Below are 14,293 nucleotides of genomic sequence, written 5' to 3'. Positions count from 1 at the left end.
CCGGATACGGGATCCAACCGGGGAATCACAGGCCGTCGGAGGTCAGACGTTCCTGGATCGAGCGTGATCTTTCGGCCACCTTTTCGGCCATGTCGGCTTTGAAAGCAGCAAGTTTCCCGGCCAGTCCGGCGTCTGTCGTCGAGAGGATCTGAACGGCCAGAATCCCGGCATTCCGCGCCCCGGCTTTGCCGATGGCCATGGTCGCCACCGGGATCCCGGCGGGCATCTGGACGGTCGCCAGAAGCGCGTCAAGACCTTTGAGGGCCGAGGAATCGATGGGCACTCCGATCACCGGCAGGGTGGTTTCGGCGGCTACGACTCCGGCCAGGTGGGCTGCAGCGCCGGCGCCGACGATGAGGATCCGGATGCCCCGTTCCCTCGCCTGCCGGGCATAGCCGCCGGTCCGCTCGGGGGAGCGGTGGGCGCTCGAAACCATCATTTCAAAAGGAACGCCGAAACCTTTCAGCGCCCGGGCGGCCTCGACCATGATATCGTAGTCGCTGTCGCTGCCCATCAGGATTCCGACGAGGGGTTGGTTGGTCATGGAGAAACTCCTTTGGAGAAACAGATTCTGGTTGTTCGTAGCTCGTTGCTAGTTGCTCGCAACACCCTGACCAGCCACTAAGCCACTAAGCCACTAAGCCACAAGCCACAAGCCTCAAGCCTCAAGCTACGAGCTACGAGCTACGAGCTACGAGCAACAAGCTACCGATTCAGCGCCTTGCGGCCGATATCGCTGCGGAAGTGCGCTTTCGGCCAACTGATGGCCTTCACTCCGGCGTAGGCGTTGTCGATGGCCTTGGCCACCGTCGTTCCGAGTCCGGTCACGCCGAGAACCCGCCCGCCCGAAGTCACCACCTGACCATCCTTGAATGCAGTCCCTGCATGGAAGACGACGACATCCTCGATGGCCGCGGCCTGCTCCAGTCCTTCGATTTTCAAGCCCTTCTCGTAGGAACCGGGGTAACCGCCGGCGGCCATGACCACGCAGACGGCCGCCTTGTCGTGCCATTCAAGTTCGATTCCCGACAGATCCCCTCTGGCGCAGGCCATCAGAACGGGCACGATATCCGACTTGAGCCGGGCCAGCAGGGGCTGGGTCTCGGGATCGCCGAACCGGGCGTTGAACTCGAGAACCTTGATCTGTCCGTTCTTGATCATGAGCCCGGCGTAAATGATGCTGCTGTAGGGGTTGCCTTCCGCCGCCATCCCGGCGATGGTCGGCTTCAGGACCTGGTCGATGATCTTGGCATGAATCTCGGCCGTAACCACCGGTGCAGGGGAATAGGCTCCCATTCCGCCGGTGTTGGGGCCGGTATCGCCGTCATAAACCGCCTTGTGGTCCTGGGAGGAGGCCAGGGGCACGATCCGGGTCCCGTCTGTGAAGGCCAGGAAGGACGCTTCCTCCCCTTCCAGGAACTCCTCCACGACCACCTTGCTGCCGGCCGCCCCGAAGGCTCCTTCGCAAAGAATATCCTTCACTGCGGCGACGGCCTCCTCCTCGGACTGGGCGACAATCACTCCCTTGCCCGCAGCCAGGCCGTCCGCCTTGACCACGATGGGCGCACCCTGGGAGCGAATAAAGGCGATGGCCTCTTCCGCATCGGTGAAGGTGCCGTAGGCGGCGGTCGGCACGCCGTATTTGGCCATCAGATCCTTGGAAAAGCTTTTGCTCCCCTCGATCTGGGCCGCCTTGCGGTCGGCACCGAAAACCAGCAGCCCCGCCTCGCGAAAGCGGTCGACGATCCCCAAAGTCAGGGGCAACTCCGGCCCGACCACGGTCAGTCCGATCTGTTCCCGGAGGGCGAAGGCCAGCAGACCGTCGATATCGTCCACCGGAATCGAAACGCATTCGGCCTGAGCGGCGATCCCTGCATTGCCCGGAGCACTGAAAACCTTTTCCACCAATGGAGACTGGACGATTTTCCACACCAGAGCATGCTCCCGCCCCCCGCTGCCGATTACAAGAACTTTCATTGCAAAAACCCTCTCTCTGAATCTTTGGGAATAACCAATGACCTTGGACCTTGGACCAGGGACTCGGGACCGCCTTATTTAATGCCTAAAATGCCGCATCCCGGTGAAGACCATGGCGATGCCGTGCTCGTCGGCGGCGGCGATGACTTCTTCATCGCGGATGGAACCGCCCGGCTGGATGACTGCGGTTATCCCTGCAGCCGCAGCGTTATCGATACCGTCGCGGAAGGGGAAGAAGGCATCCGAGGCCATGGCCGATCCTTTGACTTCAAGCCCCGCGTGATCGGCCTTGATGGCAGCGATGCGAGCCGAGTTGACCCGGCTCATCTGACCGGCGCCGACGCCGATGGTCATGCCGTCACGGCCATAAACGATGGCATTGGACTTGACGAACTTGGCCACCCTCCAGGTAAAGAGCAGGTCCTGCATCTCCTTGTCCGTCGGTGCGCGCTTGCTGACCACCCTGATCTCGCCCGAGAGCGACAGATCGGCGTCCTGTACCAGCAGGCCGCCGGCAACCCGTTTGTAATCCAGACGGCCGGCCGGTTCCTGGGGCCAGAAACCGCACTCCAGCAGCCGCACGTTCTTCTTGGCGGACACCACGGCCGCCGCCTGTTCGGTCACGGCGGGCGCAATGATCACCTCCACGAACTGGCGGTCGACGATCGCTTTGGCCGTGGCCGCGTCCAATTCCCGGTTGAAAGCCACGATGCCGCCGAAGGCGGATTCGGGATCGGTGGAAAAAGCCCGCTCGTAAGCCTCGAGAAGGCTGGTGCCAAGGGCCACGCCGCAGGGGTTGGCATGTTTCACGATAACGCAGGCCGGAGCTTCGTCGAATTGCTTGACGCACTCCAGGGCCGCATCGGTATCGGCGATATTGTTATAGGACAGTGCCTTGCCCTGCAGCTGGCGGGCCGTGGCGATACAGGCATCCTCGACCGAACCTTCGACATAGAAAGCGGCCTGCTGATGAGGATTCTCCCCGTAACGCATCTCCTGGGCCTTTTTGAACTGCAGGGTCAGGGCCTCGGGGAACACCGTCTCCTCGGTCCCGATGCGGCGGCCGAGCCAGTTGGAAATGGCGCCGTCGTAGGCGGCGGTACGCTGATAAACCTTCACCGCCAGACGGAAGTTGGTCCGGGCCGAAACGGCACCCTCGTGACTGCGCATTTCCTGCAGCACCAGATTGTAATCGACGGGATCGACGATAACGGTCACGTGCCGGTTGTTCTTGGCGGCGCTGCGCAACATGGTCGGCCCACCGATATCGATATTTTCGATGGCATCTTCCAGGGTGCAGTCCTTCCTGGCCACCGTCGCCTCAAAAGGATAGAGGTTGACCACCACCATATCAATCGGTTCGATGGCATGCTCCTGCATCATGGCGACGTGGTCGGGATTGTCCCGCAGACCGAGCAGACCGCCGTGCACCTTGGGATGCAGGGTCTTTACACGACCGTCAAGCATTTCGGGAAAGCCGGTATACTCGGATACGTCCTTGACGGTCAGACCTTCCTTGCGCAGAAGGGAAGCGGTGCCTCCCGTGGACAGAATTTCCACACCGAAATTCTGCAACTCCCTGGCAAATTCGACGATTCCGCTCTTGTCCGAAACACTGATAAGGGCACGTTTGATTACGGCCATGGCATCCATCCTTTCCATCTGCACGATATCAGCTCCGGGCGGGAGCCTTGTGCAATTCAAAAATTAAAGCACAAAAACGACAAAAAACCGTCCACGGGCGGTTTTCAGAAATCGAGGGCATGTAAAAAGGCTTGTTCAAATCCAGGCGTACCCGATAGGGGATAGGGCCTCAGGGAATCCGCCAGAGCCCGGACCCGTTCTTCCCCAACGGGATCGAGCAGGAAACGGCTGCAACCGGCCAGCACGCCGGCCTCGACGAAGAGCACTTTATCTACCATGTTTTCCGGCAGAATGGCAACCCTTTTCAAAACCTCGGGCGCGAGGGAAAAGCCGAAGGCGCCGGTCATGATCACCTGGTCGACGGCGGCGGCGGCAAGCCCGGATCTGGCCAGAAGGCATTCGATTCCGGCCCGCACCGCCCCTTTGGCCAGCTGAAACGAACGGATATCCTGCTGGGTGAGATGGAGATCGACGGCTGCATCCCGGTATAGACGCAGAACGCGTCCCTGGCGGCCCTCCACGATATGGCGGGAGAGGTTCGTCGACACCTGCAGGGGATCGGCGATGGTTCCATGCCGATCGATCAAGCCCCCTTCCAGAGCCGCTGCAACCGCCTCGGCCAGCCCGCTTCCACACAACCCTTGCGGCGGCCCGCCGCCCAGCACCGTCAGGCGCAGACTGTCGCCATTCAGCGCCACTCCAGTCACGGCTCCCCGTTGGGCGATCATGCCACAGGCAATGCCGCCTCCCTCGAAGGCAGGCCCTCCCGCGACCGACGTCACCAGCCAGCGGTTGTTCGCCAGCAGGGCCATTTCGCCGTTGGTACCAACATCGAGATAAAGAACCCGCCCATCCTGCTCATTGCGGGAAAACAGGAAGGCGACCAGATCTCCGCCAACATAGCCTGAAACCAGCGGGAAGAGATACAGGGGCGAGCTCAATTCCAGTCCGAGGACTTTCGGTTCCAGCAGGAGCCCCTGACGGTGGGCGGGTCGATGGGGAGGAAACAGGATGGATTCCACAGGGAGTTGCCGCAACAGATGGCTGATGCCGGAGTTGCCGGCGGCCGCCGCTGCAACGATGGCCGAACGGCCGTACCCGGTCGCCGTAAGCAGCTCATCGAGAAGATCGTTGAGGCCGCCGACCAGGAGCTCCTGCAGCCGGATTGCGTTGCCCTTCAGGGCTTTTTCGAGACGGGTGATGATGTCCGCACCGAATTCCGCCTGGGGATTCAATCGCCGTGCTTCAGCCAGAACCTCTCCCTGTCGGTCGATAAGCCGGCCGGCCAGGGTGGTGGTGCCGAGATCGAAAGCGAGGAGGATGGCCTGATTGCTCAAAACGGGAGCCTCTTGCTGGTTGCTGGTTGCTGCGGCGTTATCAGACCGATCTGACGGATCCGACCGATCAGTCTGATCGGACAGATTGCCGCCGGTCAGGTATTTTTGCCTCTTGTCGCTTTTCGCCAGCCACTAGCTACGAGCAACGAGCCACGATTTACAAACCCAAATAAACCCGCGGCACCCGCTTGCTGACCTGACAGAAGACTTCGTAGGAAATGGTACCGGCGTGTGCGGCCCACTCCTCCGCCGAAATCCGCTGGCCGTTGTCGGAACCAAGCAGGGTCACCAGGTCTCCGACAGCGACTCCAGGGATGTCGGTGACATCCACCAGGGTCCAGTCCATGCAGACGGTGCCTGCGACGGGGGCCCTGCGGCCCCGGATCAATACCTCGCCGCAATTGGAGAGATGGCGGCTGTAGCCGTCGGCATATCCCACCGGAATCGCTGCCAGGACCGACGGCCGCGCGGTAACGAAGCGGTGCCCGTAAGACACCCCGGTCCCCGCCGGTACGGCTTTGACCTGGGCCACGGCGCTGCGAAAGCTCATGACCGGACGCAGATCGAGCCGGTCGGCAAAACAGGGTGCCGGCAAACCGCCGTAGAGAACGATCCCCGGCCGAACCAGGTTGCATTCGGGGAGATCGCGGGAAAAGAGTGCGGCGCTGTTGCTGAGATGGACATGGCGCGGAGCGAATCCGGCCCGGCGAATCGTATCGAGGCCGGCCAGAAAATCTTCCGTCTGCCTGGGCGTGAAGGGATGGGAGGGGTCGTCGGCCAGGGCGAAATGGGAGATCACGCCGTCCATGACCAGATTTTTCAGACCCGCCAGTTGAACAAGGAGATCGGACAGTTCGGCGCAGCGAAAACCGATCCGCCCCATGCCGGTGTCTAGCTTGAGATGATAGGGAAGCAACCGGCCGTATCCGACGGCGTACTGGTTCAGGTGACGGGCGGTTTCGAGGTCGAAGAGGGTCGGTACGAGATCGTGCTCGAACAGCAGTGCCTCCTGGCCGGGGTAGAGCCCGCCGAGGACCAGAACCGGCCGGGTGACCCCTGCCAGACGGATTTCCACCCCTTCCTCCACCATGGCCACCCCGAACAGATCGGCGCCGAACTGTTCGAGAGCCGGGGCGACATGAGCCGCGCCGTGCCCGTAGGCATCGGCCTTGACCACCGCCAGAATCTGCCGGGACTTCCCGGCCTGAAGGCGCGCCCGGGTCAGGTTGTGCCGGAGAGCGCCGAGATCGATTTCAACATGGGTGGGACGATGTCCGGAAAGATCTTGCATAAAAGAAACATTCTTCGAAAAAGGGAGTTGACCGCAGAGCGGGACAGGAACCCGCGAGAAACTTTCTTAGCATGGCCCCCGGGGAGTGTAAAGATCAAATCTCCTTTCTCTGCCCGCCGGGTTGACAGGACACGGTGCTTCGGCTAGAGTCCGGGCAGAAGATCAGCGAAAAGGATCGCCACTCGAGAATATCTGCTTTTTAAAATATTGAGACCGCTGGGGGCGTGTCAAACTGAGAGCTCCAATGCAGGAGCGACCCTTGGAACCTGATCCGGATCATGCCGGCGTAGGGAAGCGGCGATAAAAACAAATTATTCTGTTTGCATCGCCACGCGCCCTATATCGGCCGTGGCGTTCTTTTTTTAAAATCGGGGTCGGGGTCGCTATCGGTATCGGCGTCGAACAGGTCAGATTTTCACACTGAACTACGAAATCTAACAAGTCAAAAACCTTTTTGCCCGGATTGGATATGATCAGTTCATCGCAAAACCGCCTGCGCGGCCTTTACGTCATCACCGACGAATCCCGGGGGCAATTCCTTTTCGACAAGGTGGAAGCCGCCCTGCAGGGAGGCGCGAGGATCATCCAGTATCGCGCCAAGGAACGGGATGAAAATCAGCGCCTCCGCGAAGCCCGGCAGCTGGGTCAACTCTGCCGCCGCAGCGGCGCTCTGTTCATCGTCAACGACGATCCCCATCTCGCCCTGGCCAGCGGCGCCGACGGCGTCCACATCGGCCGGCAGGACGGGACTGTGGCTGCAGCCCGCGCCCTGCTCGGTCCCGACCGGATCATCGGCACCTCCAACCGGACCGTGGAACAGGCCCTGGCCTCGGAAAAGGCGGGAGCCGACTACGTTGCCGTCGGCAGCATCTACCCCACCGCCACCAAACAGGACGCCGTCCACATCGGCCTCGAAACCCTGCGTCGGGTCCGCAGCGCCGTTCGACTGCCGCTTGTGGCCATCGGCGGCATCGATTGCAATGGTGCGGGGCCGGTCATCGACGCCGGCGCCGACGCCATTGCCGTCATTTCGGCGGTCATGGGCGACCCGGCCCCCCATATCGCCGCCCGCGAATTCTCCCTGCTCTTCAACCGCCGGGATCCCTGGCCGAGAGGCAGGGTGCTGACTATCGCCGGTTCCGACTCCGGCGGCGGCGCCGGGATCCAGGCGGACCTGAAAACCATCACCCTGCTCGGCAGCTACGGCATGAGCACGATCACCGCGCTAACCGCCCAGAACAGCCTCGGGGTGCACGGCATCCATCCGGTTCCGGTCGATTTCGTCGCCGCCCAGATCGAGGCGGTGCTGAGCGACCTGACCCCCGACGTGATCAAGACCGGCATGCTCTTCAGCGCCGAGATCGCCTCCCTGGTCGGCCGGATCATCGGCGAAAAAGGGCTGACGGCCGTCATCGACCCGGTCATGATCGCCAAAGGGGGCGCCGCCCTGCTGCGGGAGGAAGCCCTGGAGGCCGTCCGGCGAGATCTGATTCCGGTCAGCTATCTATTGACCCCCAACGTCCCGGAGGCGGAAGCCCTGACCGGCCTGACCATCGACTCGGAATCGGCCATGGAAGGGGCGGCGCACCGGTTGCGGGAGATGGGGGCCCGCAACGTGCTGCTCAAGGGCGGGCATCGAACCGGAGACGCTGTCGACCTGCTGTTGGAGGGGGATACTCTGCAGAAGCTGAGCGCACCCCGCATCGCCAGCCGCCACACCCACGGCACCGGCTGCACCCTCGCCGCGGCCGTCGCCGCCCTGCTCGCCCGGGGACTGACTTTGGTGGATGCGGTTAAATCGGCTAAAGCTTACATAAGCGCTGGCATTGAAACGGCGCGGGAGATGGGCTCCGGCCACGGCCCGGTTAATCATTTTTTGGCCGGGCGGAGGTTTTGGCAGGAGAAAATTCAGTAATAAGTGATGAGTGATCAGTGACCAACATCTTATAGCCCAAAAAGCCGAGTACGAGTAGGAGTACGATTACGAAATATAAACCAACGACTCGTTTTCGTACTCGTTCTCGTTCTCGTACTCGCACTCAAAGAGTTGAGCAGATAGCCATAAATCCGGACCCTCGAAAGGTAACCCCATGACCCAACTTGAACTGGCCCGCCAGGGCGTCGTTTCCGATAAAATGATCCAGGCCGCACAGGATGCCGGCATCGACCCGGAAGCTCTGCGACAGCGCATTGTCGAGGGGACGGCGATCGTCTGCCATAACAATCTCCACGTCAACGGTCGACCACTGGCCGTCGGCAAGGGGCTGCCGACCCGGGTGAATGCCAATATCGGCACCAGCAAGGACGACACCAGCATCGACAAGGAGCTGGAAAAAGCCCGGGCGGCGGTGGCCGCCGGTGCCGACGCCATCATGGATCTGTCCACCGGCGGGCCCATTGACGAGATCCGTCGGGCGATCATCGCCGAAACCGACGCCTGCATCGGCAGCGTGCCCCTGTACCAGGCGGCCTGCGATACGGTGGTGAAAAAGGGCAAGGCGATCGTCGAGATGACCGTCGACGAGATCTTCGACGGCATCAAAAAGCACCTCGACGACGGCGTCGATTTCATTACCGTGCACTGCGGGGTGACCCGGGCCACCGTCGAGCGCATGGATCGCGAGGGACGGATCATGGAGGTCGTCTCCCGCGGCGGCTCCTTTACCGTGGCCTGGATGGCCCACAACGATGCCGAAAACCCCCTCTACGAACATTATGACCGCCTGCTGGAACTGGTGAAGCCCTACGACGCCACCCTCTCCCTCGGCGACGGCTTTCGCCCCGGCTGCCTGGCCGACGCCACCGACCGCGCCCAGATCCACGAACTCATCATTCTCGGCGAGTTGACCCAGCGGGCCCGGGATGCGGGCATTCAGGTGATGATCGAGGGTCCGGGTCATGTGCCTCTGAACCAGATCGAAGCCAACATCCAGCTGCAGAAGCGGCTCTGTCACGGCGCCCCCTTCTACGTCCTCGGTCCGCTGGTCACCGACATCGCCCCGGGCTACGACCACATCACCTGCGCCATCGGCGGCGCCATTGCAGCCGCCGCGGGCGCCGACTTTCTCTGCTATGTCACACCCAGCGAGCACCTCTGCCTGCCGACGGTCAAAGACGTGCACGACGGGGTGATGGCCTCCCGCATCGCCGCCCATGCCGCCGACATCGCCAAAAGCCTTCCCGGAGCGTTGGATAAGGACATCGCCATGAGCCGGGCGCGCAAGGCGCTGGACTGGGAAACCCAGTACTGCCTCGCCATCGATCCCGCCCTCGCCCGCAAGCGGCGCAGTGAATCGGGTGTGGATGAGGAACACGGCGCCTGCACCATGTGCGGGGAGTTCTGCGCCTACAAAATCATGGATCAGCGGAAGCGGAAAAGCTGAGTGGGGTTTCGCAAAAAGTCATTCCCGAAACCATTTTGATCGGGAATCCAGTCTTTAAATCTTGGAAAACACGGATGCCCGATACAACCATTCGGGCATGACGAGTCGAATTTGCGAATGCATCAAATATCGCAAACGAGGCAGCAGGAATGAAAAGAGCCCTGTATCTCATCGATGCGGGGCTCCTTGATTGAATATGAGAGGCTGTCCTCAGGGGCGAATCTCGACGATGGTCCCATTCGGCGTCAGCTTGTCGATCTCTTCCATTTCCTGGTTCGTCACGGCAATACACCCCTCCGTCCAGTCAACCTTCGCATGAGCATTCCCGACCCAGGAGAAATCATTTTTGAGACCGTGGATCATGATGTTTCCGCCTGGAGAAACACCCAGCTCCTTTGCCCGCTTTTTATCCAGCTCATTGGGGTAGGAAATACGCAGAGACCGGAAATATTTGCTGTTCCTGTTTCTGGCCTCGATCACGTAGGTTCCCTCGGGGGTTCTGTTATCGCCTTCCCTTTCCTTATGACCATCGGGGTTTGCCCCCAAAGCTATCGTGTATGTTTTGAGAACTTCACCGTTTGAGATGAGCATCAAACGACGAGCTTTTTTTTCTATCAGTATCCTGTCTGCATGTTCCTGCCTGATGATGTGCGCGAACACATTCTGTTGCTCTTTCATCCTGTTCTGCAGATCGATAATCTCCTTTTCCTTGCATTTGATCTCCTGACGAAGAGCTTCGATCTGTTTTTGCTGCTCGGCAATGGTTTTATCCTTGATGGAGATGTTCTTGATCGAAAAGATCATCATCTCGCTGTTCTGCCTGAATTCACTTTCCGGGTAATCCTTTACAAGTTTCTGAAACCATTCCAGGGCTTGGTCATAATCTCTTCGTTCATTGAGCGGATGCGAGGAAATGACCCCCATTTCGAAAAGGATCCGATCGCCTTTGACGGGATTTTTTTCGAGAAGTTGCTCGTATTTTTTCAGAGATGCCGCATACTCTCCCTGATTGAACAAACAGTTTGCCTCTTCGAAACTGGAGTGACCGCATCCGGACACCAGTGTTGCCGATATGAGACACCCAAGGAAAAGAAGAAGGAGCTCATACCCCCTGCCCTGTTTCTTCATATGACATCGCAACAGGTCCCTCATCCTCCACCTCTTAAAAACATTCCGAATCACCAGCAGGCCGCACTGATGAAATGGCAGGCCTTGAAAGCCCTGCCATTTCCCTTGAGCAGCAACGCCGATCAATTACTTCATCATGGATTTCTGGAAGGCCGCTTCGGCTCTCTGCGCCTTTTCATCTGCGAGCCGTTCCCTTTCCTCTGCGGCCTTTATTGCGGCATCGGCACGGGCAGACGTTTCATCCGCCCGCAACTTGGCCTCATCAGCCGCAACCTTGGCTGCCTGTGCATCCTGCAATGCCTGTTCGACCTTCGAATCAAGCATTCTCTGCTCTGCCTGCATTTTCTCGAGATCCCCGGTTGTTGCACACGCAATAAAACCAACAGGGAGTGCAACCATCATCACAATCAGCAAGACTTTTTTCATCTTTCATGTCTCCTTTTTCAGGGTTGTCATCCAGCCTACAGAAACCAGTTGAGCGCCATCCGAAAATTTCGGATGGATACAGCGTGGCTTTCAAATGGAAACGAGCGATCTTGCGAACCATTTCCCGAAAAAACTGGTTGTATTTCGCGAATCACCTCCTTCCGATGAACCGGTTATCCCTTCTTTACGGGTTCGATCAATATACCGTCCAGGTCCAAATCGATTTTCAAGCGCTTGACCGCGCCTTTGGCCTCTCTCACATCCTTGAAGGGGCCGGCGATGACGCGGTGGGTGTTGCTATTTGACAACACCCTCGCCGGGATGGGCGGCCCCTGATGGTTGATTATCGCAGCAACTCTCCTGGCATCGGTCTCATCATCAAAATCGGCAGCCAAAACATACCAGGCATTCAGATTCGGTTCAGGAGGTTTCGGACTGCCATACAGATTGCCGGGATGTCTGATTTTAATCGGTTTAGCCGCCTCTTTTGCGCTTTCCCTGAGAGGAACTGGAACACCTCGGGCCTCAACCAGTATTTGCCTGACCTTGTTCCAGTCGAGCTTGTATCCCGAATCCTTTTCAATCTTCTTCAACTTTTTAAAGACACCTTCAAGTTCAATATCCATGCCTTGCAGCGGGACGTGGGCCTCCAGGTAAAGTACGCCATGACGCTTGCCCACAAGATAGGGCTGGTTGACAATGAGAACGGGGGTCTTGACCGGAGTATCCTGATAGAGTCTTTCCACATCTTCGGGATAGAGTCTTATACAGCCGTTGGTTGCCCTGAGACCGATGCTGGCCGGCTTGTTGGTGCCGTGCATCAAATAGGTCGACCTGCTCAGATACAAGGCGTATTCTCCCAGGGGATTTTCCGGGCCCGGCGGCACCTTGGCGGGCAGGATGTCTCCTTTTTTACGATGGTCTTCAGCAATGGAGGCAGGCACGAACCAGGTCGGCCGGGCGGTTTTGCGCTCCACAATCATCGGGCCGGTAGGTGATGGTCGCTTTTCGGTACCGATACCTACCGGGTAGGTCAGCACTTTCAGAGAGTCACCATCCTTTTTGAACTGAAAAAGCCTCATGGTGGCGAGGTTGATCACGATGCCTTTCCTGGGAGCCTCCGGCAGGATAAAACTCAGAGGCAACAGGACCTCCTCCCCAGCCTCGGGCACCCACACATCCACCCCGGGATTGGCCGCACTGATTGCATTGATTCCCAAGCCGAAGTGCCTCGCCATATCCGGCAGGGTGTCTCCTTTTTCAACCCGGATGACCGCCAGTCGACCAAAAACGTCTTCTCTTTTTGCATCTGAAAACTCATTTCGTTCGATCTCCGATTCAGGATACCCCTGCAAATGCGAAAATTTTTCCTGCACGTTTTTCATAGCGGCACATCCCTGGAGAGCCAGGATGCACAGGCCCAGGGATACAAGACCAATGTTTTGGGATAGGCGCGACAAGCCACTGATTCGATTCATGGTTGAATTAGACTACCTCTCACAAAAATTTAATGACAATTTTAGCTCAAAAAACAAAAGCCGGGGCCGAACATCCTATGATATTTCGGCAACCCGGCTGTCTGCTTGAGACCCTGTAGGCTTTCCGCCCCATTCTCGCGAATGGTTGAGTATTATCGTCTATCATTGATTAAAAAGTCGGTTTTCGTTCCGATAATGCAACAGTCATGCCTCAAAAATGCCTGCTGCTGACTTCTTCCCCTTATCGCCGTGTTCGTACAAAAAAAGCCGGGCCGAACATCCCAGTGATATTTCGGCAACCCGGCTGTCTCTGTAAGACCCATAGGCTTTCCGCCCCATTCTCACGAATGGTTGAGTATTATCGTTTATTATCCCAGTATTTTTAGTGGCTTATCATTTCCATAGAATTTTGTCAAACTCAGTTTATGGATAGCCCCAGCGCCTGTTCATCCTTGCGCCTGTGACAAGTCAGGGAACCTTCGCGCTTTCGGCTTCCTTGTGACTACCGAGAAAATCGAGCAGCTTGCGAATGTCATCCATGAGATCGCTGAAGCCCTGCAGGGTCAGCGATTGAGGCCCGTCGGAAAGGGCCTTTTCCGGCTCGGGATGCACTTCCAGCATGATGCCGTCCGCGCCCGCCATCAAGGCCGCCTTGGCCATGGGCGGAACGAGGCTTCTTTTACCGGTGGCATGGGAAGGATCGATGACGATCGGGAGATGGGACATCTCCTTGACCAGGGGAACGACAGCAAGGTCCAGGGTATTGCGGGTCGCTGTCTCAAAAGTGCGAATGCCCCGTTCGCAGAGAATCACCTCCCGGTTCCCCTCAGCCAGGATATACTCGGCAGCGGCCAGCAGTTCCTCGATGGTGGCGCTCATGCCGCGTTTCAGGAGAACGGGCTTCCTGATTTTGCCAAGTTCCTTGAGCAGTTCGAAGTTCTGCATGTTTCTGGCGCCCACCTGGAGCATATCCGCATATTCCGCAATAAGCTCGACGGTGTGGGGACTCATCACCTCGGTAACGAAGGGCAGGCCGGTCTCGCGGGAGGCCAGGGCCAGGAGTTTCAAACCCTCTTCTCTCATACCCTGGAAAGTGTGGGGACCGGTGCGGGGCTTGAAAGCCCCCCCGCGCAGCATCTGGGCCCCGGCCGCCTTTACCGCCCGGGCGGTCTTGAGAATCTGTTCTTCACTCTCCACCGCGCAGGGCCCGGCCATGACCACCGGATACCTGCCCGTGCCGATCTCGAAGCCGGCAATCCTGATCACAGTGTTCCGGGGATGAAAATCGCGCGACACCAGTTTGTAGGGTTTCGAAACGTGGATGACTTCCTTCACCCCGGGCAGGTTTCGCACGGTGGCATCGTCCACATATCCCTTGTTGCCGAGAACGCCGATGGCCGTCCGTTCGCTGCCCGGAATGGGCACGGCGGAATACCCCATCCGCTCCACGGCCTTCATAACCGCGTCAATCTGCTTCTCTTCTGCATTGTGGTTCATGACGATGAGCACGGGATCCTCCGATAAGCAATGACTTCAGCCGACCCGACGAAGGTACCACGAAATTCTTCTCTGACGGTAGTGTTGAGTTGCAGCCGCCGGAGCGGACAGGGAAAAGGATTTCTGCGCCGA

General features: G+C 58.9%; 11 protein-coding genes and 3 riboswitches. Of the genes, 2 read left to right on the top strand and 9 right to left on the bottom strand.

The annotated features are described in order from the left end of the window. Positions 1 to 25: 25 nt before the first annotated feature. The 5 genes from purE to alr all read right to left on the bottom strand — a co-directional run bounded on the left by purE (position 26) and on the right by alr (position 6,249). Positions 26 to 544 (bottom strand): 5-(carboxyamino)imidazole ribonucleotide mutase, encoded by a 519-nt coding sequence (purE, locus tag R2940_10120; GenBank protein MEZ4600127.1) that lies wholly within the window; start codon positions 542 to 544, stop codon positions 26 to 28. Positions 545 to 705: 161 nt separating this feature from the next. Next, entirely contained in the window at positions 706 to 1,977 is a 1,272-nt protein-coding gene (purD, locus tag R2940_10115; GenBank protein ID MEZ4600126.1) for a phosphoribosylamine--glycine ligase, read from the bottom strand. A 78-nt stretch (positions 1,978 to 2,055) separates the two neighbouring features. Then, a complete protein-coding gene (gene purH, locus R2940_10110; protein MEZ4600125.1) occupies positions 2,056 to 3,621 on the bottom strand; it encodes a bifunctional phosphoribosylaminoimidazolecarboxamide formyltransferase/IMP cyclohydrolase in 1,566 nt (521 codons plus the stop codon). A 104-nt stretch (positions 3,622 to 3,725) separates the two neighbouring features. Then, on the bottom strand, positions 3,726 to 4,958 hold the full coding sequence (locus tag R2940_10105; protein MEZ4600124.1) for an ASKHA domain-containing protein: 1,233 nt from the start codon (positions 4,956 to 4,958) through the stop codon (positions 3,726 to 3,728). A 157-nt stretch (positions 4,959 to 5,115) separates the two neighbouring features. Further along, positions 5,116 to 6,249 carry an alanine racemase gene (alr, locus tag R2940_10100; protein MEZ4600123.1) on the bottom strand — a complete coding sequence of 378 codons (1,134 nt, stop codon included), beginning with the start codon at positions 6,247 to 6,249 and terminating at the stop codon, positions 5,116 to 5,118. Positions 6,250 to 6,457: 208 nt separating this feature from the next. Then, a riboswitch (TPP riboswitch) is annotated at positions 6,458 to 6,559 on the top strand. A gap of 159 nt (positions 6,560 to 6,718) precedes the next feature. Between alr and thiD the strand changes: the two genes are divergently transcribed. After that, on the top strand, positions 6,719 to 8,164 hold the full coding sequence (thiD, locus tag R2940_10095; protein ID MEZ4600122.1) for a bifunctional hydroxymethylpyrimidine kinase/phosphomethylpyrimidine kinase: 1,446 nt from the start codon (positions 6,719 to 6,721) through the stop codon (positions 8,162 to 8,164). 175 nt (positions 8,165 to 8,339) lie between these two features. Continuing rightward, positions 8,340 to 9,632 (top strand): phosphomethylpyrimidine synthase ThiC, encoded by a 1,293-nt coding sequence (gene thiC, locus R2940_10090; protein MEZ4600121.1) that lies wholly within the window; start codon positions 8,340 to 8,342, stop codon positions 9,630 to 9,632. Between the two features lie 210 nt (positions 9,633 to 9,842). On the opposite strand, the gene R2940_10085 is transcribed toward thiC, so the two are convergent. The 4 genes from R2940_10085 to aroF all read right to left on the bottom strand — a co-directional run bounded on the left by R2940_10085 (position 9,843) and on the right by aroF (position 14,173). Continuing rightward, complete coding sequence (locus R2940_10085; protein MEZ4600120.1) at positions 9,843 to 10,649, bottom strand: L,D-transpeptidase family protein; 807 nt, start codon at positions 10,647 to 10,649, stop codon at positions 9,843 to 9,845. A 237-nt stretch (positions 10,650 to 10,886) separates the two neighbouring features. Beyond that, positions 10,887 to 11,186 carry an Lpp/OprI family alanine-zipper lipoprotein gene (locus R2940_10080; protein ID MEZ4600119.1) on the bottom strand — a complete coding sequence of 100 codons (300 nt, stop codon included), beginning with the start codon at positions 11,184 to 11,186 and terminating at the stop codon, positions 10,887 to 10,889. A 173-nt stretch (positions 11,187 to 11,359) separates the two neighbouring features. Then, complete coding sequence (locus R2940_10075) at positions 11,360 to 12,424, bottom strand: L,D-transpeptidase family protein (protein ID MEZ4600118.1); 1,065 nt, start codon at positions 12,422 to 12,424, stop codon at positions 11,360 to 11,362. A 324-nt stretch (positions 12,425 to 12,748) separates the two neighbouring features. Further along, positions 12,749 to 12,825: riboswitch (cyclic di-GMP riboswitch) on the bottom strand. 130 nt (positions 12,826 to 12,955) lie between these two features. Further along, positions 12,956 to 13,031: riboswitch (cyclic di-GMP riboswitch) on the bottom strand. A gap of 101 nt (positions 13,032 to 13,132) precedes the next feature. Further along, positions 13,133 to 14,173, bottom strand: coding sequence for a 3-deoxy-7-phosphoheptulonate synthase (aroF, locus tag R2940_10070; protein MEZ4600117.1), 1,041 nt, complete (start codon positions 14,171 to 14,173; stop codon positions 13,133 to 13,135). Positions 14,174 to 14,293: the final 120 nt, after the last annotated feature.

This window comes from Syntrophotaleaceae bacterium, assembly GCA_041390365.1.
In the GTDB taxonomy this organism is placed as follows: Bacteria; Desulfobacterota; Desulfuromonadia; order Desulfuromonadales; family Syntrophotaleaceae; genus JAWKQB01.
The sequence above is the reverse complement of the archived record's forward strand: the minus strand, read 5'-3'. Positions and strand labels throughout refer to the sequence as shown.